23 protein-coding genes are annotated in these 24301 nt (G+C 66.2%); 5 read left to right on the top strand and 18 right to left on the bottom strand.

Going from position 1 to position 24301, the window contains the following annotated elements; genetic code table 11:
- Positions 1-20: 20 nt before the first annotated feature.
- The 5 genes from D779_RS09260 to D779_RS09240 form a co-directional block, all read right to left on the bottom strand.
- On the bottom strand, positions 21-977 hold the full coding sequence (locus D779_RS09260; RefSeq protein WP_043752983.1) for a beta-ketoacyl-ACP synthase III: 957 nt from the start codon (positions 975-977) through the stop codon (positions 21-23).
- On the bottom strand, positions 977-2014 hold the full coding sequence (gene plsX, locus D779_RS09255) for a phosphate acyltransferase PlsX (protein WP_043752981.1): 1038 nt from the start codon (positions 2012-2014) through the stop codon (positions 977-979). Before plsX ends, D779_RS09260 begins: the two co-directional genes overlap by 1 nt.
- 59 nt (positions 2015-2073) lie before the next feature.
- Entirely contained in the window at positions 2074-2250 is a 177-nt protein-coding gene (gene rpmF / locus D779_RS09250; protein ID WP_043752978.1) for a 50S ribosomal protein L32, read from the bottom strand.
- Between the two features lie 115 nt (positions 2251-2365).
- Positions 2366-2932, bottom strand: coding sequence for a YceD family protein (locus D779_RS09245; protein WP_052348003.1), 567 nt, complete (start codon positions 2930-2932; stop codon positions 2366-2368).
- A gap of 731 nt (positions 2933-3663) precedes the next feature.
- A complete protein-coding gene (locus D779_RS09240) occupies positions 3664-4287 on the bottom strand; it encodes a response regulator transcription factor (RefSeq protein WP_043752976.1) in 624 nt (207 codons plus the stop codon).
- Between the two features lie 161 nt (positions 4288-4448).
- On the opposite strand from D779_RS09240, the gene folK reads away from it, so the two are divergent.
- Positions 4449-4985, top strand: coding sequence for a 2-amino-4-hydroxy-6-hydroxymethyldihydropteridine diphosphokinase (gene folK, locus D779_RS09235; RefSeq protein ID WP_043752973.1), 537 nt, complete (start codon positions 4449-4451; stop codon positions 4983-4985).
- Here folK and D779_RS09230 read toward each other — a convergent pair.
- The 10 genes from D779_RS09230 to D779_RS09185 all read right to left on the bottom strand — a co-directional run bounded on the left by D779_RS09230 (position 4933) and on the right by D779_RS09185 (position 15932).
- Complete coding sequence (locus D779_RS09230; protein ID WP_043752971.1) at positions 4933-6822, bottom strand: BatD family protein; 1890 nt, start codon at positions 6820-6822, stop codon at positions 4933-4935. The two genes, folK and D779_RS09230, sit on opposite strands and share 53 nt — an antisense overlap.
- Positions 6822-8846, bottom strand: coding sequence for a VWA domain-containing protein (locus D779_RS09225; protein ID WP_043752969.1), 2025 nt, complete (start codon positions 8844-8846; stop codon positions 6822-6824). The genes D779_RS09230 and D779_RS09225 overlap by 1 nt, the downstream gene beginning before the upstream one ends.
- Before the next feature lie 25 nt (positions 8847-8871).
- Positions 8872-9852 (bottom strand): VWA domain-containing protein, encoded by a 981-nt coding sequence (locus tag D779_RS09220; protein ID WP_043752966.1) that lies wholly within the window; start codon positions 9850-9852, stop codon positions 8872-8874.
- Positions 9849-10337 (bottom strand): DUF4381 domain-containing protein, encoded by a 489-nt coding sequence (locus D779_RS09215; protein WP_043752963.1) that lies wholly within the window; start codon positions 10335-10337, stop codon positions 9849-9851. The genes D779_RS09220 and D779_RS09215 overlap by 4 nt, the downstream gene beginning before the upstream one ends.
- Positions 10334-11311, bottom strand: coding sequence for a DUF58 domain-containing protein (locus tag D779_RS09210; protein WP_043752962.1), 978 nt, complete (start codon positions 11309-11311; stop codon positions 10334-10336). Before D779_RS09210 ends, D779_RS09215 begins: the two co-directional genes overlap by 4 nt.
- 13 nt (positions 11312-11324) lie before the next feature.
- Complete coding sequence (locus tag D779_RS09205) at positions 11325-12308, bottom strand: AAA family ATPase (protein WP_232424143.1); 984 nt, start codon at positions 12306-12308, stop codon at positions 11325-11327.
- Between the two features lie 215 nt (positions 12309-12523).
- Entirely contained in the window at positions 12524-13204 is a 681-nt protein-coding gene (locus D779_RS09200; protein ID WP_232424141.1) for an HAD hydrolase-like protein, read from the bottom strand.
- A 72-nt stretch (positions 13205-13276) separates the two neighbouring features.
- Positions 13277-14170: an SPFH domain-containing protein gene (locus tag D779_RS09195; protein ID WP_052348001.1), complete on the bottom strand. Its 894-nt coding sequence runs from the start codon at positions 14168-14170 to the stop codon at positions 13277-13279.
- 24 nt (positions 14171-14194) lie between these two features.
- Positions 14195-15178 (bottom strand): SPFH domain-containing protein, encoded by a 984-nt coding sequence (locus tag D779_RS09190; protein WP_043752960.1) that lies wholly within the window; start codon positions 15176-15178, stop codon positions 14195-14197.
- 100 nt (positions 15179-15278) lie between these two features.
- Positions 15279-15932: a CDGSH iron-sulfur domain-containing protein gene (locus D779_RS09185; protein WP_043753065.1), complete on the bottom strand. Its 654-nt coding sequence runs from the start codon at positions 15930-15932 to the stop codon at positions 15279-15281.
- A 290-nt stretch (positions 15933-16222) separates the two neighbouring features.
- On the opposite strand from D779_RS09185, the gene D779_RS09180 reads away from it, so the two are divergent.
- Entirely contained in the window at positions 16223-16999 is a 777-nt protein-coding gene (locus tag D779_RS09180) for a DUF2189 domain-containing protein (RefSeq protein ID WP_043752958.1), read from the top strand.
- A 50-nt stretch (positions 17000-17049) separates the two neighbouring features.
- Here D779_RS09180 and D779_RS09175 read toward each other — a convergent pair whose 3' ends face one another.
- Positions 17050-17799, bottom strand: coding sequence for an amidohydrolase family protein (locus tag D779_RS09175; RefSeq protein ID WP_043752954.1), 750 nt, complete (start codon positions 17797-17799; stop codon positions 17050-17052).
- A gap of 80 nt (positions 17800-17879) precedes the next feature.
- Here D779_RS09175 and D779_RS09170 point away from each other — a divergent pair, with 80 nt between their 5' ends.
- Entirely contained in the window at positions 17880-19307 is a 1428-nt protein-coding gene (locus tag D779_RS09170) for a DUF4139 domain-containing protein (RefSeq protein ID WP_232424140.1), read from the top strand.
- A 105-nt stretch (positions 19308-19412) separates the two neighbouring features.
- Here the strand turns inward: D779_RS09170 and epmA are convergent, their stop codons facing one another.
- Together epmA and efp are read right to left on the bottom strand one after the other, a co-directional pair.
- Positions 19413-20462 (bottom strand): EF-P lysine aminoacylase EpmA, encoded by a 1050-nt coding sequence (gene epmA, locus D779_RS09165; protein ID WP_081763429.1) that lies wholly within the window; start codon positions 20460-20462, stop codon positions 19413-19415.
- Positions 20459-21031 carry an elongation factor P gene (efp, locus tag D779_RS09160; RefSeq protein WP_043752952.1) on the bottom strand — a complete coding sequence of 191 codons (573 nt, stop codon included), beginning with the start codon at positions 21029-21031 and terminating at the stop codon, positions 20459-20461. Before efp ends, epmA begins: the two co-directional genes overlap by 4 nt.
- Before the next feature lie 49 nt (positions 21032-21080).
- Here efp and epmB point away from each other — a divergent pair, with 49 nt between their 5' ends.
- A complete protein-coding gene (gene epmB, locus D779_RS09155) occupies positions 21081-22088 on the top strand; it encodes an EF-P beta-lysylation protein EpmB (RefSeq protein WP_332307753.1) in 1008 nt (335 codons plus the stop codon).
- A gap of 131 nt (positions 22089-22219) precedes the next feature.
- A complete protein-coding gene (locus D779_RS09150) occupies positions 22220-24301 on the top strand; it encodes an EAL domain-containing response regulator (protein WP_043752946.1) in 2082 nt (693 codons plus the stop codon).

Raw genomic sequence — 24301 nt, 5'->3', positions numbered from 1 at the left:
GGGCCGGTCTCGATCTCGGCTCAGTAGCGGACCAGAACCGATCCCCAGGTGAAGCCGCCGCCGAAGGCCTCCATCAGCAGGGTTTCGCCGCGCTGGATGCGCCCGTCGCGGACGGCCTGATCGAATGCGAGCGGGATCGAGGCCGAGGAGGTGTTGCCGTGCTCGCCGACCGTCACCACCACCTGATCCATGGGGATGTCCAGCTTGCGCGCGGTGGCCTGGATGATGCGGATGTTCGCCTGATGCGGAATCAGCCAGTCGATGTCGGACTTGCTCATGCCGTTGGCCTCGAGCGTCTCGTCGACGATCCGGCCCAGCGTGGTCACGGCGAAACGGAATACCTCGTTCCCCCGCATTTCGAGATAGGGCGAGCCGGTCTGACCGTTGCCGACGCCTGCGGGTACTTGCAGCAGCTCCGTATAGGCGCCGTCGGCATGGATATGGGTCGAGACGATGCCGGGCTCGTCCGACGCCTCCAGCACGACCGCGCCGGCACCGTCGCCGAACAGCACGCAGGTGGTGCGGTCGTTCCAGTCGAGAAGGCGCGAGATGGTCTCGGCGCCGACCACCAGGGCACGCCTGGCCGAGCCGGTGCGGATGAACTTGTCGGCCACGCTCATCGCATAGACGAAGCCGGCGCAGACGGCCTGCAGATCGAAGGCCGCGCAGCCGCGGACGCCCAGGCGCTGCTGCAGCAGACAGGCGGTGCTGGGGAAGATCTGGTCCGGCGTCGTGGTCGCGACCAGGATGAGATCCAGGTCGGATGCCTGGATGCCCGCCGCCTCCAGCGCCCGGCGGGAGGCGATCTCGGCCAGATCGCAGCAGGACTCCCCCTCGGACACCAGATGCCGCTTCTCGATCCCGGTACGCTCCTGAATCCAGGTGGCCGTCGTATCGACGATCTTTTCCAGATCGGCGTTCGTCAGCACACGCTCCGGCAGATAGCTGCCGGTTCCGAGAATGCGGGAATATGTCATCAGGCCGTTTCCCTGTACTGAGTGGGATCCAGATGCCGCCCGACCTGCTCGCCGATACGCTGCGGAATGTTCGCGCGAATCTCCTTCTCGGCGATGTAGATGGCATTCTCGAACGCGATTTCGTCGGCGCCGCCATGGCTCTTGATGACGATGCCGCGCAGTCCGAGCAGGCTGGCTCCGTTGTAGCGGCGGGGGTCGACGGTCCGCTTGAACCGTCTGAGGATCGGCAGCGCGGCCAGCCCGGAGAGCTTGGAGAACCAATTGCGCTTGAACTGGGCGCTCAATGAGCTGCTGATGAATTTGGCGACACCCTCGCTGGTCTTGAGCGCGACGTTGCCGACGAAGCCATCGGTGACGACGAGGTCGAGATCCTCGAGATAGATGCCGTCGCCCTCGACGTAGCCGATGTAGTTGAGACTGGAATTCACCAGGAGCTCGTGGGCCTGCTTGACCTGCTCGTTGCCCTTGATCTCTTCCTGGCCGATGTTGAGCAGGGCGACGCGGGGCCGCTCGCGCCCCTCGACGGCCGACACCAGTTCGCTGCCCATGACGGCGAACTGGAACAGATGCTCCGCCGTGCAGTCGACGTTCGCCCCCAGGTCCAGCATGTGGGTGTGCCCGTGCAGGGACGGCACCGTGGTGATGATCGCCGGACGGTCGACGCTCGGCAGGGTCTTCAATACGAACCGCGCCGTCGCCATCAGGGCGCCCGTGTTGCCGGCGCTCACGCAGGCACCCGCCTCCCCAGCCTTGACCAGATCGATGGCCACGCGCATCGAGGAATCCTTCTTGCCCCGCAGCGCCCTGGACGGCGACTCGTCCATACCCACCTCCTGGGTGGTCGGACGGATGCGGATACGGTCCCTCGGCACCTGCTTCGCCTTGCCGAGCAGCGCCTCGACTCGCCCCTCGTCGCCGACCAGGATCAGATCGACATGCGGGTTCGCCTTGGCGAACTCGATGGCGGCGGGGACCACGACACCAGGGCCGTGATCGCCACCCATGGCGTCAAGCGCAATGGTACATCTCTGCTTCATGACCCTAGCTTTACGAGGCGAATCGGCGATAGGAAGGAGGCTGGGGCGGCTGCCCGCCGTCACTCGGACTTGTCCAAGACCTTACGGCCGCGATAGAAGCCGTCCGGGGTGACATGATGGCGAAGATGGGTCTCGCCGCTGGTGGGATCGACCGAGAGGGTGGGCTTGGTCAGTGCGTCGTGCGAGCGACGCATGCCGCGCTTGGAAGGGGTCTTGCGATTCTGTTGGACGGCCATCGTTCTCTCCACAGGGCGAATAACACGCGGCTGCCTGCCGCTTCACCCGATCACTTGAGTTCAAGATCGAAGTCACACCATGACCGGAAGCACCGGCACCTGAATGGGGCGAACCTCAGTTCAATGTATCCGACTCGCGTCTGAGCGCCGCGAGCACGGCAAAGGGATGTCTAGCCCCCGTCTCGGTCTCCGGCACCCCGTCGGCGGGCGCGGCGAGCCCGCCATCCTCGACGGTGGTCTCGGGAGGCAGACAGGCGCCCGGAGCATGCCGAGGCACGATCGGAATGGCGAGCAGCAACTCGTCCTCGATCAGATCGAGCGGGCGCATCGAATCGTCCTCGACCACCAGAACCTCGTACTCGCCGACGAGTTCGCTCGCGGCGCGCTCCGTTCGAACCAAGGCCACACGAAGCTCCGCCCGGACATCGACCGCGAGACTCCCGAGACACCGCTGACAGACCAGCCCGATCCGGGCCCGGACCTTCCCCGAAACCAGGACGAGACCTGATTCGTCGCGCCCGAAATCGAGACGATAAGAGACCTGGGGCTTCGGATCCTCTATGGATCCCACAGCCGCCCCGGATACGCGGGGAAGTCTGTCGAGGGCGAGACGACCGGAGAACGAAAGACCGCTCTTGGCCGCGCGCCAGGGATCGAGATGCTCGGGGAGGGATTCCGACATAAGCCCGCGAAGTTAACCCATTTTGTCCAACCGCGTCAATTCTAAGAAGTCTCCCGGTTTTCATGGATACGAGAGGCGCCGCATCGGTCGACGATGCCGGATTCCGAAACGGCCGATGTCCAGCGATACCAGCGGCGTACAGGCAAAAAAAACCCCGGCATCTTCGTCGGAGTCGTTGACGAAGCGTCGGGGAAATTCGAGTGTTACCGCACTCTAGTATTGGACCGAAATCCACCCGCGACCTTCGCGCACTCTCGATGGCCATCCGGCATCGAGACTGACACGCGACCACGGCGTGCGGTTTATATTAAATAGCGTCGGCGAACGGATCGTCCGATGCTCCTCCTCGTCTTCTTCTCGTTGATACCTTGTGCAAGGGTTGCCGGCGCCTAAGCCCCAAGCGGGAAGCGAGCCGGAAAGCGCTGCCGAATGGGCGAATCCGTCAGCTAACCGGTTCACAAACCAGCAATTCCCTTCAAACTGTGCGGCATACTAGCCGACGAACGGCATTCAACATATCCGTACGACCACTCAATTCAGTGCATTGGCCCAGCGTGAAAGGACGCCCTCGGTTCTCGATCGGACGTCGAAACGGCAAGAGGCAGGGAGAGCCAAGATGCCGACACTGGAGAAGCCGACACCTCGGGGAAGGGCTGGAATAGCGAAAGTGGGAGACCGGCCTGTGTGCGTCCGGATCGAATCGCGCGGACGAGAGCCGCCGCCGAGGCGTCTTACCTCGTGGGAGGCAAGACCTGACACACGGCGGACATGCGGCAGAGCTCGGCCAGATTCGATGCCTGCATCTTCTCCATCATGCGCGCGCGATGGTTCTCGACCGTTCGCGGACTGATGCCCAGATGACGCGCGATGTCCTTGTTGGTCATGCCCTGGGTGGTCAGGATCAGCACCTCGTGCTCGCGCGGGGTCAACTGACGAAAACGCTCCAGGATCCCCTGCTCGGAGGCGGCGACCTGATGACGCTTACTGTTCTCGGCGAAACCCGCCGCGACCCGCTGCAGCAGGATCTCGGGACTGGCCGGCTTTTCGAGAAAATCGATGGCGCCGCCCTGGATGGCCTGAACCGTCGTCGGCACGTCGCCGAAGGCTGACAGGAAGATGATGGGAAGCAGGCTGCCGCGCTCCAGGAGGGCGCGCTGCAGCTCGAGCCCGGTCATTCCGGGCATGCGCAGATCGAGCAGCAGACAGCCCCGGTCCTGGGGCGAGATGGCATCGAGAAAATCGGCTGGAGACGCGAAGCTGCGGACGGGATGCCCGGCGAGTTCGAGAATCAGCGTCAGGGAATCGCGCATCCCCTGGTCGTCGTCCACGATGAAAACGGTCTGTACATCTGTCATTCACTGACCTCTCGGCGCAACCCCCATGGCGGAGAGCATGCTATCGCAAGAGGCTATTGGCGGAAATACTGATAGGCTTGCGGTCCACGAGAGGCCATCGGCGGCCGATCGAAAAACAGACCATCTCCATCCCCCACCCGACTCGGCCCCAGACGGACTCCATGACAGACCAGACCCAGGTATTCCTCGCGATCGGCTCGAACATCGCACCGGAGCGCAACATCCAGCAGTCGCTCGCGCTCCTGAACACCATACCAGCAACCCGAGTCCGTGTTTGCTCGTCATGGTATTCGACCAAGGCATGGGGGATCGAGGAGCAGGCGGACTTCATCAATCTGGTGGTCGGCCTCTCGACCGGCCTGGGCCCGAGGGAACTGCTGATCGAGACTCAGCGCATCGAGGCGCGTCTGGGCCGCGTCCGCCATCTGCGCAACGGCCCGAGAACGATCGACCTGGACATCCTCCTATTCGGCGACCGGGTGATCGAGGACCCTGACCTCAGCATCCCGCATCCGGGCCTGACGGCCAGGGACTTCATGCTGACACCGCTGATCGAGATCGCACCCGAGACGCACCACCCCCTGCGCGGGCGCCGTGTCGACGCACTGACCGGCGAGATCCTCCACCGCCAGATACTGGGCAGAATCAGTCCCGGGGATAGAGCTCGGGCAATGGATCCTCGTCCGGATCGCCCCTGACGCCATCGACACCCGCGAGCAGCGGACCGAGCCGCTGCCAGACGGAGGCGCCATCCCAGCTCGACCCGGGCGGCGCATAGATGGCGCGATCGATCTCGGTCAGGATCTCCAGGGCCGCCTCGTCGCCGATCCGTGCGGCGAGCGCGTTCATCCCCTTGGGCGCCTCCTCGCCCCACATGACCTGCCCCCAATGGATGAGCGCCTGGCGTGCGGCCCGGGGGTCGCCGTCGAGACAGGATTTCTCGACCTGGCGCCGCGCGGCCGAGAGATCGACGCCGCGCATCCCGCCGAAGCCCGGACTCCGCCTGGCCGACTCCCCGACGGATCTGGTCCCGGCGCGTCCGGCACGCCGCTCCCGCAGCCACCAGATCAATGTGGCGATCCAGGCGAGACCGAATCCCCCAGCCAGCCAGGGCCAGATTCCGGATCCGCCCGACGAGGAAGCCCCATCCGGCCGGTCGGACGACTCCATCGGAGCGGCCGGCGATCCCGCCGGAACGGACGGCGCTTCAGTCGCCGCATCCTGCCCCTGAACCGAGCCGGTACCCTGGGGCTGCTGACTAGAGGCTGGAGGCTGAGGGCTGGCAGCTGGAGGCTGGAGGCTGGAGGCTTCCCCCCCAGCCACCTCGAAGGTCCGCGCCGGCACCACGACCACCCGCGGCAGATCGGCCTTGGTGTCCCACCAGGGCAGACGGATCTCGGGCAGGGTCAGCTCGCCCGCACGGCTCGGCACGATGGCGACCTTGAAGCTCTTGACGGCGGTCGGCGCGGAGGTCCCCGCCAGATCCTCGGCCTTGGGCCGGTCCGGATAGACCTGGGCGCCATCCAGTGCACCCATATCGAGATTGGGCAGCTGGGCCGAGGTCGCGCCCTCGACCGTCAGGGTCAGGGTCCGCGTGACCGGCTCGCCGACCTTGAAGACCGGGGGAGTCGGCGTCCACTCGTCGGCGATCTGAACCGAGGTCGCCGGCAGCCAGGTGGAGCCCGCCTCGTCGGGCTGGGGACGCACCTGGATCTCGAGGTTCTCCGCACGCTCCACCACGCGGCGCATCGGCTGACCGAATCCGGCGATGTCGGGGAAGCCCTGGAACAGGGTCCCGCCGAAGGCATCGTCCAGATCGGCGAAGGGATCGCGGCGCCCGCCGCCACTGGTGTCCGGAACCATGGCCTCCAGCCGGGGCGAGTTGATGGTCAGGGTACCGCTCTTCAGCGGCGTCACCAGATAGCGCCGCTCGATCACCCGATAGAGCACGCCGTCGACGTATTCGTCGTAGCTGCGGTCGTCGCCGACCCGCTGGATGCCGGCCCCGTCAGCGGTCGGATCGGACAGCACCGCCCGCTGCGGCGGCTGACGGTAATAGACCTTGACCCGGTAGCCGAAGCCCTGCTGGACATAGGGTGTCCGTTCGCTCGCCTCGGCCTTGAGGAACAATGGCCTGTCGCCCCCGGCGACCGCGCTACCCGTGGATCCGGAGACGACCTCGACCGTGATCGGCTGGCTCTGATCCGCCCCCAGGGCGATCGGCGGGATCCGGAGCAGGCCGACCTGCTTGGGCGCGAGTTCCAGCGTCCACTCGCGCGTGCTCGAGATGCTTCCGTTGACGATACTGGTGGTCTTGCTCTGCCCCCGGCGCAGGATGTCGAAATCGGCGTTCAGGGGGCCGAAATCGGGATCGCCTCGGGTATCGCCCTCGGCCACCAGCCGCAAGGTCACGACGTCGCCGACACTGACCCGCGTGCGATCGACCTGCGCCTTCAGACCGGCGGCCTGAACGGCGCATCCGATCGAGACCAGCAGCACGACCAGGGCCGCGCGTAAGAGTGGTGTTCTCGGCATCAGGGTAAACGCCCCTCTCGACGAAGATGTTGTAACAAGAAACGCTGACGCAGCAGTCCGGCCGGATCGTCCGGGACGCTGCGCAGCTGGGCCTCCATCGCCTGCTGGCGCTCGCGCTCCTCGGGCGTCAGATCCTCCGAACCGCCCTCGACCTGCGGCGCATCCCGCTCGGCCTCGGAATCCGATCGGGCGGCCTGCAGCCGACGCGGGACCCTGCCCTCCTCATCAGATGGCTGGCCCGCATCATCCGGCTGCCCCGAGGCCGAGCCAAGCGCCTTCTGGGAAAAATCCTCGGCCCCCGGCTCGGCACCCGCTTCCTGCGGTTTCGCCTGGCCCGCTTCGGAGGCCGCCTGTTCCTCGCTCGAATCGGCGTCGCCGGAGGATCCGTCGGCCTCCGACCCTTGCGGCCGTTCGCCGGACGCCTGTCCCTCACCCTGGGTCTCCGAACCCTGCCCCTGAGATCCGGATCGCTTCCCGGAAGGATCCTGGTTCTCGGATTGACCGGCATTATCTTGCTGCCCCTGCTCCGCTCCCTGATCCCGATCGGGGGAATCTTGACCGGATTGACCTTGCTGCGATCGATCCTGTTGCGACTGAACGTCCGACGACTCGGAGTCCTGGTTCTCGGAGGATTCGGAATCCTGTTTGGATTCCTCCTGCTGATTCAGCAGATTCCTGACCAGTTCGAGATTGTGCTTGGCGTCGGCATGATCCGGAACCTGCTTCAGCGTGTCTTCATAGGCGTCCGCCGCCTCTTCGAGCCGGCCCAGCCGAGCCAGCGCATTGCCCCGATTGTAATCCGCCTCGGGACCTTGCTGACCTTCCAGCGACTCCAGGGCCTGATCGTAACGGCCGGCCCTGTAGCTCGCCGCGGCGCGCCAGGCGGGATCGGCGAAACGCTCGGCCGCCCCTGCGGCATCGCCCGCCTCCAGCTGCCGGGCCGCCTGCTGGTCGGTCCTCGACCAGAGATCCGACCAGCCGAAGGCATAACTGGGCGACGGCGGCAGAACGCAGGCAAGAACAAGCACCGGCAGCAACCATCCGCGCCGAAAGGCCAGCGCCGCCAGCGGCAGGACGAGCAGCAGCAGCCAGGGCCCCTCTTCGCGCCAGCGGTCGGCGACCAGGTCGCTCTTCTCGACCGTCTCCGTCAATGAAGACGCAGCCGCGAGGAGCGCCTTCGTATCGCCCTCGCCGACCTTGGCCGTCAGGAAACGCCCCCCGCCGGCACGCGCCAGCGCGCTCAGCTGCTTGGTGTCGAGCGCCGCCATGCGAATCCGGCCGTCGGCGTCCTTGACGAAGCCGCCCTGCGGATCCGGCACCGGGGCGCCCTTGGCGGTCCCGACCGCGAGCACCGACAGATGTCGCCCCTTGGCCGCCAGATCGCGCGCCTGCTCCAGGGATCCGGCCATGGCGCCCACGCCGTCCGTCACCAGGATGAGATCCCCGGCGCCCGACTTGGCGCGGTCGAGCATCTCGCCCGCCAGCTTCAGCGCCAGATCGGTCCGACGCGGCCCGGGCACCGGGATCAGGTCCGAGCTCAGCTGGGGCACCTGGGCGGCGATGGTGCGCGCATCGCCGGTCAGCGGAGACACCACGAAGGGCTCCGGACCGAAGGCGATCAGACCCACCTGCCCCTCCCGGCTCGCCTTGAGCAGATCCTGGATCTCGAAGCGTGCGCGGGCCAGACGCGACGGCGGCACGTCGGCCGCGTTCATCGAGGGCGAGAGGTCGAGCAGGACGATCCGCTGGGCCGAGGTGGTGAAGACCGGCTGCGGCAGACGCTCCCAGACCGGACCGGCCAGGGCGAGCGTCACCAGGCACCCGACCAGGGCGAAGGCCAGGATCGGCAGACGCCGGCGCTCCCCCGAGGCGCCGCCGACGAGCAGATGCGGCAGCAGATGGGCGTCGACCAGGCCCTTCCAGACGGACTCGCCCATGCGGCGGCGCCAGGCCATAACGGCGAGGAGCAGGATCGGAACCAGGGCCAGGAGCCAGAGCGGCCGCAGCAGATGGAACTCGGACATCGGAAAACCAGGACCTCCCTCGGTATCAGGCGCGACGGACGACCGCGTTCATGGCGAGCCCCGCCGCCAGCATCAGGGCCAGGGCCGCCGGCCAGACGAAGAGCGCGCGCTGGGGCCGGTAGGTCCGCTCGTCGCGCTGGTTGGGCTCGAGCCGGTCGAGCTCGGCATAGATGGATTCGAGCTGCTCGCGATTGGTCGCGGCGAAGAAGCGGCCGCCGCCGATCTTGGCGACCTCCTTGAGCGTGGCCGGATCGAAGTCCGATCCCTGGCGCACCAGACGCATGCCGAAGGGCGTGCGGATGCCGATGTCGCCGCCGCCGATACCGATGGTATAGATGCGCACGCCGGCCTGGGCGGCCAGCTTGGCCGCCGCGACCGGATCGAGCACGCCGGCCGTGTTCTCGCCGTCGGTCAGCAGGACGAGCACCCGGTTGCCCTCGGGCTGGTCGCGCAGGCGCTTGACCGCCAGGGCGATGGCGTCGCCGATCGCCGTCTCGCGTCCGGCCAGACCCACCACGGCCTCGCGCAGCATGGTGGCGACCGTTTCGGCGTCGAAGGTCATGGGCGTCTGCAGATAGGCCTGGGAGCCGAAGAGGATGAGCCCGAGCCGATCCTCGGCCCGGCGCTCGATGAAGCGCGCGGCCACCGCCTGGACCGCCGCCAGGCGCGACACGGCCCGGCCGTTCACCTCGTAGTCGTCCTGCTCCATGCTGCCCGAGATGTCGACCGCCAGCATCAGATCGCGTCCCGCGATCGGCAGCCCGATCGGCTCGCCGACCCACTGCGGCCGCGCCGCGGCCAGCACCAGCAGGGCCCAGGCGAGCGCAGCGATCCCGATCGTCCAGGGCGACGGGCGCCCGGGACGCTGCGCCGTCTCCAGAGCGAGCCGGCGGTAGAAGGGCAAGCGCAAGGCGGCACCCGAATCCTGAGGCGCGCGCGGCAGAAACCGCGCTAGCAGCGGCAGCGGCAGGGCGGCGAGCACCCAGGGCCAGTCGAGCTGGATCATGAGGTCCTCTCCGAGTTGAAACGCACCCAGCGCTCGGCGGCCCGAACCAGCGCATCCGGATCGGCACCCTCCGAGACGCGACCGCTGAAGGACACCTCGACCAGGGCGCGCCCGGGACCCTCGCCGAAGGCGCCCTCGCCGCCGGTGGCGTCGAGAAAGCGCAGCCAATCCCGACCGCTGAGCCCGGCGACCCGCTCGCGCGGGAAACGCGCCAGGGCCATGCGCCGGAGCAGACGCGACACCTCGGCGACGAAACGCCGCGTGTCGCCATCCCGCGTCAGGTCCTCCCGCAGCTCGGCCAGTCGCGCCAGTGCCGCGCGCGGTGCCGCGCGACGCCCGCGCCGACGCCGCAGCCAGAACAGAAGCGTCGCCAGCGCTGCCACGACCAGGAGCAGCAACGCCCACCAGCCTGGCGCCAGGGGCCACCAGCCGACCGGATCGGGCAGATGCCAGTCGCTCAGACCGGCCAATGGATCGGCATTCATCCCCGTCCCCTCCCGGCCGCGGACGCACGCCCGGTTCCCAGGGCCAGCGCCAGGGTCGGACCGACCGGATCCGGGGTCGTGAGCCGGATCAGATGTGCCCGCTCGCGCCGCGCGAGCCCCTCCATCAGCTCATGATGCCGGTTGAAATGGGCCTCGTAGGCGCGCCGCACGGCGGCACTGGTCAGATCCAGGACGCCGCGCTCGCGCTCGGTCCACACCGGATAGCGCCCGGGAGGCGGCACGCTCGACTCGATGACGTCCTGGACATGGACCAGGATGAGCTCGCTGCCGGCGGTGATCTGGGTCGCCCAGCGGGTGCCTTCCTCGTCCAGATCGGCGAAGTCGCTGATGACGACCACCAAGCTGCCCGGACGCACCAGCCTGACCAGATGTCCGGCGGCCTCCGCGAGCGAGGCATGGCCACCAGGTGAAGCCATCGCCTCGGCGTCCGCGTCCGCCGCGAGCCGGTCGAGCAAGGGCAGGAGCCCGGTGCCGCGCGCGGCCGGACGGCGCTCCAGACGACTCGATTCGTCGAACACCAGACCGCCCACCCGATCGCCGCGATCGGAGGCGGCCCAGCCGAGCAGCGCGGCGGCCTGGGCGGCGATCACCGACTTGAAGGCGACGCGGGTGCCGAAACGCATGCCGGGCCCCTGATCGACCAGGAGCCACACTGGCCGCTCGCGCTCCTCGCGGAACAGCTTCACATGGGGCACGCCGGCCCGCGCCGTCACCCGCCAGTCCATGTTGCGCGGATCGTCCCCGGGCTGATACTGGCGCGACTCGTCGAACTCCATCCCGCGGCCGCGGAAGCGCGAGAGATGACCGCCGCTACGGGTGGCGAGCACCCGCCCGCGCGGAGACAGATCCAGACGCCGCGCCTGACCGCGCAGGGCGATCAGATCCTGGATGCCGACCCGGACCCCCTGCGGTGCCCCGGAACCGCCCTGTGCATGACTGCCGAACGCGCTCATGGGTGGCGATCGGTCAGGGCGCGGGGACGCGCGCGAGAAGCGCGGCGATGAAATCGTCCGGGGTCCGACCGCCCGCCTCGGCCTCGTAGGAGAGGAGCACGCGGTGACGCAGCACGTCCGGCGCGAGGCGCTGGACGTCCTCGGGCGACACATAGTCGCGCCCGTCGAGCCAGGCCAGGGCGCGCGCGCAGCGGTCGAGCGCGATGGTGGCGCGCGGACTGGCGCCGAATCGCAGCCAGCCGTCGAGGTCCTGGGCATAGGCGCCCGGGGTACGGGTCGCCATCACCAGATGGACCAGATAGTCCTCGACCTCGGGGGCCATGTAGAGCCCCAGCACCGCCTCGCGCGCGGCGAAGACGTCGGCCTGGGAGACCTCGACCCGGGGCGGCTCGGCGCGGTCGCGGCGCGCCTCCTCGCGGTTCAGACGCAGGATCGCCCGCTCGGTCGCCAGATCCGGATACTCGACCCGCACGTGCATCAGGAAGCGGTCGAGCTGCGCCTCGGGCAGCGGATAGGTGCCCTCCTGCTCGATCGGGTTCTGGGTCGCCATCACCAGGAACAGGGGCGGCAATCCATAGGTCTCGCGCCCCACGGTAACCTGGCGTTCGCCCATCGCCTCCAGCAGGGCGGACTGCACCTTGGCCGGCGCCCGATTGACCTCGTCGGCCAGCAGCAGATTGTGGAAGATGGGGCCGCGATCGAAGCGGAAGCTGCCGTCGTTGGGCCGATAGATCTCGGTCCCGGTCAGGTCGGCCGGCAGCAGATCCGGGGTGAATTGGATGCGGTGGAAGTCGCCCTCCAGCCCCAGCGCCAGCTGCTTGATGGCGGTCGTCTTGGCCAGACCCGGCGCCCCCTCCACCAGCAGATGGCCGTCGGCCAGCAGCGCGATCAGTAGCCGGTCGATGAGATCGCGCTGGCCCAGGATGCTCTGCCCGACCTGATCGCGCAGGGCGGTGAAGGTCTCGGCCAGATGCGCCGCGCCCGAGCCCTTTTCGATCGAGGGGCGGGATTGGGATGTCTGTGTCTCGTCCGGGTTCAAGTCGATCTCCAGTGTCTGGCGAGCGGCCAGCCTCCAGCATTCAGCCGCCAGCCTTCGATCGGCTAGTCGCTGGCGGCTGGGAGCTGGCCGCTCTCTATATCGAGTTCGATGCCTTCGTCCATGGCTCGGGGGATACAGTTCCAGATTCGGCGGCCGGTTTCCCTTAAATCTTGTTAATCCTGGGGTTGGGCCGAATCCTCGGGGTCCGACCAGCAGACTTCGAGCTGCGCCAGGAGATCGCCCGGATGCCTCAGCAGACAGTCCGGTCCGGCCGCCGCAAGGCCCTCGGGCGAGGTGTAGCCCCATGAGACGGCGGCGAATCCGGCCCCCACATCGCGCGCGGCCTCCAGGTCGCGCAGCTCGTCGCCGACATAGATCAGGTCCTTCGCCCGGATCCGCTGACGCCGCATCATGCCCCGCAGGGCCCGGGACTTGCCGAACAGACCCGTACCGCCGACGACGAAGGCGAATTCACGCATACCGTACCGTGCCACATAGTCGTCGAGGCTGGACTGGGCGTTGGACGAGAGCAGACCGAGCCGATAGCCGCAACGCGCCAGCTCGGCGAGCAGCTCGGGAATTCCCTCGACCGGAGGGGTCTCCATCAGCTCGGCGCGCATGGCCTGACGGATGCGCCGGGCGAGCTGAGGCACGCGATAGAGCGGAATATCCAGCGTGCGCAGCACCTCGCGCAGATGCAGGCCCCGCAGCGCGTATAGCTGCTCGCGGGTCAGCTCGGCGAGGCCGAAATCCGGCCCCACCTCCCGCATGGCATTGAAGGCGGCATCGAAGCTGTAGACCAGGGTTCCATCGAAATCGAAGCAGATCTGACGCAAGACGAGACAACTCAACAAGTGGATCGATCGAAGAACGGAGGACAGGGGCGGCGCGCAGCCCGTGCCCTCCCGCGAGAGACCAGGAAGCGACTAAGAGGAACCGACCTGCACCATGATCTCGGACCCGGTCGGCAGCACCTCGACCTCGGCCCCGGACTGGATCAGCTGCTCGGTCTCCATCACCTCCATCACGGCGTCGAGCACCTCCGGATCCCGCTGGGCGATCGCATTCAGGGCGTCGCCGACGATCGCCGGGCGCGCGGCGGCGGCCTCGGCCATCTTCTGCGAGACCTTGAAGGCGGTCTGGCTCTTGATGAGGCCGACCCGGTTCTCGCCGTCCTGCTTCATGGCGCTGGTCACCTGGACCAGGCGCTTGACCACCTTCTCGGTGATGTTGTCGACCATCTGGCGGTCGGTGAAGGCAACCTTGCGGATATAGACCGAACCGAGCTGATAGCCCCACTGCTCCGAGAGCGGCGAGACCGTCGCCCGCACCCGGCGGCTGAGCTGATGGCGGTCCTCGAGCATCTTGTCCATCTCCAGGTTGCTCAGCGTCGAGATGGTCGAGCTGGCCACGTTGGCCTGCAGCGAGGACTCCGGGTTGGCGTTGCGGAAGAGATAGGAGACCGGGTCGCTCACCTGCATCTCGTACCAGATGCCCACGCCCATGGGCGTGCCCTCCTCCGAGTTGACCATCTGATCGCGCAGATAATGCTGTCTCAGCGTGGTCGGCACCCGGTACAGCTTGCCGAAGAAGGGCACCAGCAGGGCCTTGAGCCCGAAATGGGCGAGCGGAAACCGCAGCCCGGGCTCGTCCAATGTGCCGATGACCTTGCCGAAGAGTGTGAAGACCTGTGCCTCGCGCTCGGCGACGACCGCATAGAGCCCCAGGATCCGGGCGATGACGAGCAGCAAGGGGATGTAGATGAGGCCGATCGCGAAGGCGACGGCGAAGCCGGCCGAGCTGTCCAGATCGAAAAACATGGCAACCTCCCGAATGAAGTCGGATCAGCGGAACGCCGAGGTGGTCTGGATGATGCGCGCGGCCTTGCCCAGCAGGGGTACCCGGAGGTTGCGCACATAGGCGCGCAAGGCGTCCGGTCCGCCGCTCGACTTGATTCGCACCAATGTCTCGGCCAACTCCTTCAGCGGCGCCACCTCGGCCTGGGCGTTGTTGCGGGCGATGTCCACCGCGCGCTTGCTCATGGTGATCTGCTGCTCGGCATCCGCGCGCGCCGTGCTGATGTCGGCGGCGACCTGGTTGCGCGTGGTGTTGATGGCCGAGAGCGCGCGGTCCACCTCGGGCGGCGGATCGATCTGGGTGATGAGCGCGGCGTCCAGCTCGATCCCGTAGCGGGCCCAGGTCGAGCGGCACTGCTGCTCCATGTAGTCGTTCAGCAGGGGCAGGTTCTTGCGCAGGTCGTTGATGGAGACGCCCTCGGAGAGCTCGGGCGCATTGCCGCCGTCGGCTGTCTCGGTATCCGCGACCAGGCTCGCCCCCTTGGGATCGACGAAGTTGGCGATGCGCTCGCGCAGCACCGAGATGAAATACCCCATGACGTGCTCGAGCGGGCTGTCGACGCCGAAGAAATAGGCGTAGAGGTTCTTCTCGGAGACCCGGAAGCGGATCTGGCCGCCCACCCCCGTGGTGAGATTGTCCTTGGTCACGGCCTCGACGGTCGTCTGGGTCTTGGTCGGATCCCAGGTCAGATCGATCGCCTGAGTGACCACCCGCACCTTGTGCACCTCCTGCCAAGGCCATTTGAAATAGGGCCCGCCGGGGCCGATGGTGCGCAGTTGAGGAAAGTGGTAGCGCGCCTGCTCCTCGGCGTTCAGCGAATCGTCCTCGATCAGAACCTTGCCGAGGCGCTGGGCGCGCCCGAACGAGGTGATGATGGCGCGTTCGTCGGGCTTGACGGTATAGAAGGCGCGAATGAAGACCTTGTAGATGACGTAGCACGCCAGGCCGAAGAGAAAAGCGGTCACATACATGAGGCTCTCCAGATGCAGAAGGCGGGTGGACGCTGAAATGGTACACCCTGCGCACGCCTCACGCTGATGGATCGGGAGCCCAGACCGCTAGAGATACCGATCAGTCGTCGCTCTTGAACCCGGCCGCGCTATGACTGCCGTCGCAGAAGGGCTTGTTCTTGGAGGCCCCGCAGCGGCACAAAAAGACGTTATCGCCCTGCCAGGCCACGCGACCGGTTCCGGCCAGGATGGTCAGCTTACCCTCGGCCTGCACGGGTCCGTCCTTGATGGGCCGAACGGCCAATGGACCGCCAGCCGTCCTGAACCCACGCCCCTGCTCGCCGACCGCGCCCGTATCCCGAAATCCCGCCGCCTCGTGACTGCCGTCGCAGAAGGGCTTGTTCCTGGAGGCACCGCAGCGACAGAGCGCGGCCCGAGTGCGGACACCCGGCATGTCGTCGGGCGCGCCCTCGATCTCGAGGTCCCCGGTCAGGTAATAGGGACCGTCGCTGGCGACCACGAGGCGGTTCTCGGCGGGCGCGGCCTCCGGCTCCCCCGACCTGTCACGGTAGGTCAGGGCACCGCTGGGACATCGCTCGACCACCTCGCGCACCTCCGCCTTGGTCGCGGCATCCGGCTTGCACCAGGGCTCGCGGCCGGCGACGAAGAGATCGCCCTTCGCCTTGCCGCACTCGGCCACATGGATGCAGAGACGCCCGTCCCAGGTCACCTCGATCTCATCTCCCCGAAAATCCACGCACTTGTCGTCGCTCATGCTCTCGTCCTCATGTTGGAAGGCCACCAACCGCCAGCGGTTTTGCGCGTGCCGGCGGCTGACAGCCGAGATGGTTTCACGGCGAAACTGGGGGTCGATCCCGGAGAATCCACCACAGGGGTTGAACTTCCCCAAATCCGACATATCCCATATGCCATATGCATCGCCTGTCGTATCGGCACTGCAGCGCGCACGGTCGACAGCGTCGGCTGGACGCATGGACCGACACCGAGCCAGGCTCGGACACCGGATCCAATCCCTGTAAACACCGAAGATGAGGCTATCCGGCTATGAGAACGCATGCGATCCGCCCCTCCCGGAATCTGGTCGACGCCGCGCCCTCGGTGCGGCGGATAGAGATCGCCGAGCCGCTCGACTGGCTCAGGCAGGCCATCCAGACATTCGTCCGCGCCCCTGGACACAGCCTTCTCTATGGCGCCCTCTTCTCCCTGGCCTGCTGGGCCACCATCGCCCTCATCTGGTCCCTGCCCTGGTTCGCCCTCGCCTTTCTCACCGGACTCATGCTGCTCGGCCCCTTCCTCGCCGCCGGGCTCTACGTGGCGGCCCGTCAGCAGGAATCCGGACAGTCGGTCAGCATCCGCGAAAGCCTGGGGCTGATCTGGAGAAGACGCACCAGCCTCGGTCTCTTCGCCCTCTTTCTCGGGCTCATCGCCGCCGCCTGGGTCCGACTTTCGGCCCTGCTGTTCGCCATCCAGTTCGACCTCATGTCGCCCAGCGTCGAGAGCTATCTGAATCTCTTCTCGTCGAGCTTCGATCCGGTGGTCGCGGCCTTCTTCGTCGGCATCGGTCTGCTGCTGGCGTTCACCGTCTTCGCCACCAGTGCCGTCGCCATCCCCATGATCCTGGACCGGGATGTCGATCCCATTACCGCCATCAACACCAGTCTGCGCACATTCGCACTCAACTGGCCGGGCATGCTGCTCTGGGCCGCGTCCATCGTCGCCCTCAGCGGAATCGGCATCCTGACCGGATTCATCGGCATGATCCTGCTCTTCCCCCTGCTCGGCTATGCCACCTGGCACAGCTATCGGCGCATGGTCGCCTGACAGACCCGCCCCCCGTTCGCTGGATCGCCATGGATGGCGAACTGGACCCGCTACGCGAGACGATAGAAGGCGCGGGCATTCTCCCACAGAGCCAATTCCGCCCCCTCCTCGCCCAGCGCGTCGATCACCAGACCGACGTCTACGTCCGAGAAGGGACGGGGCGCCCGCGTCGAAGGAAGATCGGTCCCGAACATGAGCGCACCCGGATCGGCCCGATGGATCGCCTGCAGCGCCTCTCCGACATCGAAATCGACCCGGCCGAAACCGCTCGCCTTGACCCGCGCGCCATGCTCGACGAGACGCAGAAGACGCGGTAGCCCTCGCCTCGAGAGCCCAAGGTGATCGATGCTCACGGCGGGAAGACGCCGCAAAAGCGGCTCCAGGCCGGACAGATCGCCCGTATCCGCATAGACTTCGCTATGCCATCCGACCAGATCCTGGACACGGCGCGCCAGCGACTCGACCTCCCGCAGGGACATGGACCCGCCGCGCCGGAGATTGAAACGCAAGCCCCGGACATTCCGGGCATCCAGGCGCTGGATCGCCCGATCGGAGACGCTCGCCGGAAGCTGGGTGACGCCGACGAATCCCGGACCGAGCCGCTCCAGCGCCGCCAGGAGATAGCCCTGGTCGAACCCTTGAAAGGAACCGGACACGAGGGCACCCCCTGCAACGCCCAGGGACGCGACTCGATCCAGATAGTCGCCGACCCCGAAAGGCTCTGGCAGAAATCCCGCGTTGGACCAGAGCGGAAAACCCAGGTCGACGATATGGAAATGCGCATCGAAGATCTTTCGCATGACAGACCTCTCCACAGACCAATGAGGACATGATGCATACCGAACGCCCACCCGTCTCTTCCGTCCAGCCCCGCACTGGATTGCACGCAGCCATATCGCTCGCGGCCTTGGCCCTCGGCCTCATCAGCTCCACGGGGATCGCCATGGATCAGGAACGCCGTATCCAGGAGTCGGACCAGCAGGCGCTGGCCGTCACCATCTACAATCAGGATCTGGCCCTGATCAAGGACCAGCGGCACGTCGATCTCGAGAAAGGCGAGAACCGGCTCGCCTGGCGCCAGGTCTCGGCACGGATCCGGCCCGAAACCGCACTGCTCACACCCGTGTCCGGCGATGTCGGTCTGACCCTGCTGGAGCAGAACTTCGACTACGATCTGCTCACGCCCCAGAGCCTGCTGAAGAAATTCGTCGGCAAACGCGTCGAGGTGGTGCGCACCAACGATGCCGGAGAGCGCACCACCGAATCGGCCACACTGCTCGCCGTCAACGACGGCGCCGTACTGCGCTACGACGACCGTATCGAGACCCAGGTCGTGGGCCATCTCGCCTTTCCCGAGGTTCCGGCGGATCTGCGCGACGAACCGACCCTGGTCCTACACCTGATGACCGACAGGGCGGGCGAGCAGTCCCTGCAGCTCTCCTATCTGACCTCCGGCCTCTCCTGGAAGGCGGACTATGTCGCCGACCTGAGCGAGGACGGGCATGTCATGGACCTGAGCGGATGGGTGACGCTCGAGAACGCCAGCGGTATCGCCTTTCGTCATGCCCAGGTCCAACTGGTGGCCGGCGAGATCAATCAGGTCCGCGACGAGCAACCCGTGCCGCTGATGAAAAACCGCATGGCGATGGCCGCGGCGGCCCCCATGCCCGAGGAGGAGTCGCTGGCCGAATACCATCTATACACATTGCCGCGCCAGACCGACATCCTCAACCAGCAGACCAAGCAGGTCGCACTGCTGAGCGCCAATCGGGTTCCGGTGACCAAGGAGCTGATCGTCCAGGGCCAGGCCTACGCCTATCAGTCCAGGAGCGGTGACGGCTGGAGCAAGCTCGCGGTGGATTCCAGACTCGCCTTCGTCAACCGCGACGGCTCGCTGGGGATCCCGCTGCCCAAAGGGGTGATCCGGGTCTATTCGAAGGACAGCCGGGGCAACGCCCAATTCATCGGCGAGGACGGAATCGATCACACGCCGAAGAACGAGGCCGTCTCGCTCAAGCTGGGCGAAAGCTTCGACGTCACCGCGCGCCGCAAACAGACGTCATTCCGCAAGCTCTCTGGCTCCTCGGCCTACGACTATGCCTACGAGGCCGAGTTCGAGATGGAGCTGAAGAACGCCAAGCCGACGCCCGTCGAGGTCAAGGTGGTCGAGACGCTGCCCGGAGAATGGGAGATTCTGGAAGAAAATCAGCCCCATACCAAGGAGGCCGCCAACCTGGCCTCCTGGAAGGTCCAGATTCCAGCGGACGGCAGCACGACGCTGACCTGGAAGGCCCAGGTCCGATTCTGATCAGGGACGCGTACATCCCCTGGCTTCAGCTCCCCGCGTAACGCGGGGGTCGACGGCATGGATGCCGTCATCAAGCATGCAGAGTCCTATTCACGGCCTCCGAACTCAGGCACGCTCCACGGGAAAGGTCAGAACCTGGTCGATGTGATCCCCCCCGACCGCGATCATCAGCAGCCGGTCCAGACCCAGCGCCACGCCGGCACAATCCGGCATACCGGAGGCCAGCGCGGCCAGAAAGGCGTCGTCGATCGGCGGCTCCGGCAATCCCAGTTCACGCCGCACCTCGAGATCCGCCATGAATCGCCGTCGCTGTTCCTCGGCATCGGTCAGTTCATGGAAGCCATTGGCCAGTTCGATGCCCTCGATATAGAGCTCGAAACGCTCCCCGGCCGGATGCTCTCCCGGACGGATGCGCGCCAGCGCGGCCTGCGAGGGCGGATAGTCGTGGAGAAAGGTCATGCCGCCACGTCCCAGCCCGGATTCGAGCCGATGGGTGAGCAGCAGATCCAGCCAGCCGTCCCGATCGAGATCCAGATGCCCGGCATCCGCCAGCCCGACGTCGAGCGCCGCTCGGCGCAGCGTCTCGGTATCCGCGCACCAGGGATCCAGATCCAGCTCGCGCATGAAGAGCTCGCGGTAGCCGATCCGCTCCTCGGACATATGGGGACGCTGCAGGATCGTCCGCACCAGATCCGCGACCTCGTCCATGAGACGCCAATGGTCCCAACCTGGCCGGTACCATTCCAGCAGACTGAACTCGGGATGGTGACGCCGTCCGCGCTCGCCGCCCCGAAAGACCTTGCAGATCTGATAGATGGGTCCGGAACCCGCGGCGACGAGCCGCTTCATCGGAAACTCGGGCGAGGTGTGCAGATAGAGATGGCGCCCGCCGCCGGGCCCCTCGATCGAGGTCCTCAGACTGGCGAGCGCCGGGTCCGTAACCGCGGCCCGGGAGAGGATCGGCGTCTCCACCTCCATCACGCCCGCGGCCGCGAAGAAGTCGCGGACCCGGCCGAGCAGATCGGCCCGGGCCCGGATCCTCTCCAGCGATGCGGCCGGCCGCCAATCCTCTACCAGGGATGCCAGATCGCGCGACCGGCTGGGAGGATCGGAAATCGGTGTCGGACGAACGCCCCCGCTGGAGACGCGCCTCATGCTTCCTTGGCGCGCGACACGTATTCGCCGGTGCGGGTGTCGACCTTGATGAGTTCGCCGGTCTGGACGAAGAGCGGTACGCGAACCACGGCGCCGGTCTCCAGGGTCGCCGGCTTGCCGCCGCCGCCCGAGGTGTCGCCCTTGAGGCCCGGATCCGTCTCGGTGATCTCGAGCACCACGAAGTTCGGCGGCTCGACCGACAGGGGCGAACCGTTCCAGAGCGTCACCTTGCAGACGTCGTTCTCCTTGATCCACTTGGCGGCCTCGCCGACGGCGGGCGCGTTGGCGATCATCTGCTCGAAGGTCTCCTGGTGCATGAAGTGCCATTCTTCGCCGTCGTTGTAGAGATACTGCATGTCCGTATCATGGACGTCCGCCGCCTCGACGGTATCTCCCGATTTGAAGGTCTTCTCGACCACGCGTCCGCTCTTGAGATTGCGCACGCGCACCCGGTTGAAGGCCTGGCCCTTGCCGGGCTTGACGAACTCGTTCTCGACGATGGTGTACGGATCCCCGTCCAGCATGATCTTGAGTCCGCCCTTGAATTCATTGGTGCTATAGGTAGCCATGTCATCCTCATTGTCTGTGAAGCTAAACCGAGCAATGTTATCCCAAACCTTGGAGACTTGTCAGAACTCGCCCTGGCAGTCCGCGCTCGCGGCTTCATTCACCGATGTTCGGGCACTCCTGGACAGTCTCGGCCTGAGCCCCGAGGACATCCCCGAGCTGGATCCCGAACCGAACCGATTCAGACTCCTGGTCCCTCGTGGCTTCGCCGCACTCATGCGACACGGCGACCCCAACGACCCGCTGCTGCATCAGGTCCTGCCGCGCCGGGCCGAGCACGACGCGGTCGATGGCTTCGTGACGGACCCGGTGGGAGACGGTGCCGCAAACCTGGGCGACGGACTGCTGCAGAAATATGCCGGACGCGCGCTGCTGATGGCGACCGGGGCTTGCGCCGTCCATTGCCGCTATTGTTTCAGGCGCCATTACCCATATTCATCCCTCGCGGGACGGGAATCCCGTCATGAGGCCGCCATCGCGAGAATCCGTGCCGATCCCTCGCTCACCGAGGCGATTCTCAGCGGAGGCGATCCACTCATGCTCGACGATCGCCGGCTCGAGCGGCTCGTGAGGCAACTGGACGCCATTCCACACCTGCAACGGCTGCGCATTCATACACGCCTTCCGGTCGTGCTGCCGGAGCGGATCGAGGAGCGACTGGTGCGGATACTAACCTCGATGCGAATGCGGCCCGTGCTGGTGATCCATGCCAACCATCCGCGCGAACTGGGGACAGAGACCTGCGGGGCATTGCAGCGCCTGCATCGCGAGGACGTCACGCTGCTGAATCAGAGCGTGCTCCTGAAGGGAGTCAACGACGATCCGGAGGTCTTGCAGAATCTCAGCGAGCGACTCTTCGAGCAGAATGTCCTACCCTATTACATCCATCAGCTGGATCGCGTGCAGGGTGCGGCGCATTTCGGCGTGAGCGATGGAGATGCCCGCCGGATCCTGAACGGACTAAGGGCTCGGATACCAGGATATCTGGTGCCGCGTCTCGTTCGAGAAATCCCCGGCGGGGACTCCAAGACGCCCATCGATTGCAACGGGGAGCCGTAGCAGAGGACTCCAACCTACGATTCGCACCGGCTCGGGAAACGCGCAAACGCATTGCCTTTCGCATTCACTCGTCGCATCCTAACGCGGATAATGCGACTCAAGACTTCCAGTCGTCTCGCCCAAAATCCAGCATGCCAGTGCACAGCAAAACAGCAACCCTGCTCCTGATCACGACGCAATCCAGCGAAGCCGAGAGGCTCGTCGCCACCCTGCGCGAAGACGGATTGGCGTCCAAGAGCGTCAGCATCCCGAACGCCGAGCGGCTCGGCGAAACGATCACGCAGCGTGGCTGCGACATCATCATTTGCTTCAGCGACGAACGCGACCTGAATCTGGACGAGGTGCTCACGGCCTACCGCAAATCGACTGCGGACATCCCCCTCATCCTGGTCACCGACGGCGAGAACCACGCCGGTCTCACGGCCAAGGCCCGTCGCAGCGGGGCCCGCGATCTCGTCGAACGGGGCGACAGCGAGCGCCTCAAGCTCGCAGTCCGGCGCGAATTCTCCGATCTCGTCAAACGCCGGGAGGCGCAGGCTCTCAACGACCGATTGAAGGACTGCGAGCAGCGATCGCTCGAGATCATCGAGGTCACCAGCGCCGGCGTCGCCTTCATCCAGGACGGTCTCCACATCGAAACCAACCCGGCCTATCCGCGCCTCTTCGGCTTCGAGTCCCAGGAAGAGGTGCTGGCGACGCCCTTCCTCGATCTCATCGATGCCGGCTCGCAGAAACGGGTTCGCGACATCCTGCGCCCGAGCGACGCCTCCTCGACGTCCCCCGCCGAGTTGGATCTGACATGCAAGCGAACGGACGGGAGCCTGTTCGAGGCCCACCTGCTCGCCGCCCCGGCGGAGTACGAAGACGAGCCATGCCTGCGTCTGATCCTGAAGGCAAACGTCCCGCAACCGATTGCGCAGACCGGATCCAATGCCGCTCACGCCACCGGAAACGAGCTCGGTCTCATCAGCTTCCTCGCCGAGATCGAGACCCACATCGGCCAGGACCGCAACGTCGAGCGCCCGTTCGCCATTTTCTATATCCGCATCAAGAAGAGCGTCGATCTGCTGCGCGACCTGGGACTGACCCATGCACTGGAACTCTTCGAGGAATTCGCCAAAACGCTCGACGCCCTGGTCGCGGACAAGGGCTTCCTCGCGCGGCTCGGCGACGATGGCTTCGGTCTCCTCGTCGACGGGCTGGGCGAGTTCGAGGCCAAGGCATTGGCCGAGAAGATCACCTCGAACGCGCGTCTGCCCAACCAGCGCCGTCAGAACGGGGACGCCACCGCGGATTGCGAGATCGGCTACTTCCTGGTGAGCGACCGGGCGGCCGCCGCCGAGGACATCGTCAACGCCGCGCATCGTCTCTGCATCGGACACGACTTCACCGATCGCGATCATGTCCCGGGGCAGCAGCCGCCCACCTCGCTGGCCGCCCGCGTCAAGCAGGAGGACGAGGACGGCGACGTCACCATCGCGCGCAAGATCGAGTATGCCCTGCGCAACGACCAGCTCAAGCTGGTCTATCAGCCCATCATCAGCCTGATGGGCGACAGCCAGGAGAACTACAGCGTCCTGATCCGCCTGCTCGACGAGGAGGAGAACCTGCTCGAGGCCAAGGACTTCATCGGCCCCGCCATCCGTGGCGGACTGATCGAGGAGGTGGACAAATGGGCGATCCGCTCGGCGATACGGACCATCGGCGAGCAGCGCAAGGCGGGACACAATCTCAGTCTCTTCCTCAACCTCTCGGAAGACACCTTCAGGAATCCGAGCATCGTTCTCTGGATCTGCGACTGTCTGCGCGAATTCGACGTCAGGGGCAACTGGCTGACCTTCCAGTTCCAGGAAGAGCTGGTGGTCGGGAACCTGGCCAGCATCGGCAAGCTGGTCGATACCCTCAAGAAGATCAAGTGCCGGGTCGCCATCAACCGATTCGGCGTCAGCGAGCGCCCGGAGCTGATCCTGCAGGGACTGTCTCTCGATTACGTGCTGCTGAAACCCAGCTTCGCCCAGAGTCTGGCCGACGATGCCCAGAAGCAGCAGCGCCTGCTGCAACTCGCGACCCTGGCCAAGGAATTCAACGTCAAGAGCATCGTCACCGGGGTCGAGGATGCGCGTGCCTTGACGGTGCTCTGGACGGCCGGCGTGGACTATGTCCAAGGCAACTTCCTGCAGCGCCCCTCTCCGAGCCTGGAGGTTCAAGCCTGA

The sequence above is a fragment of the Imhoffiella purpurea genome (assembly GCF_000585215.1).
Lineage (GTDB): Bacteria > Pseudomonadota > Gammaproteobacteria > Chromatiales > Chromatiaceae > Imhoffiella > Imhoffiella purpurea.
Note: the sequence above shows the minus strand (reverse complement) of the source record. Positions and strands in the feature narration are given on the sequence as shown.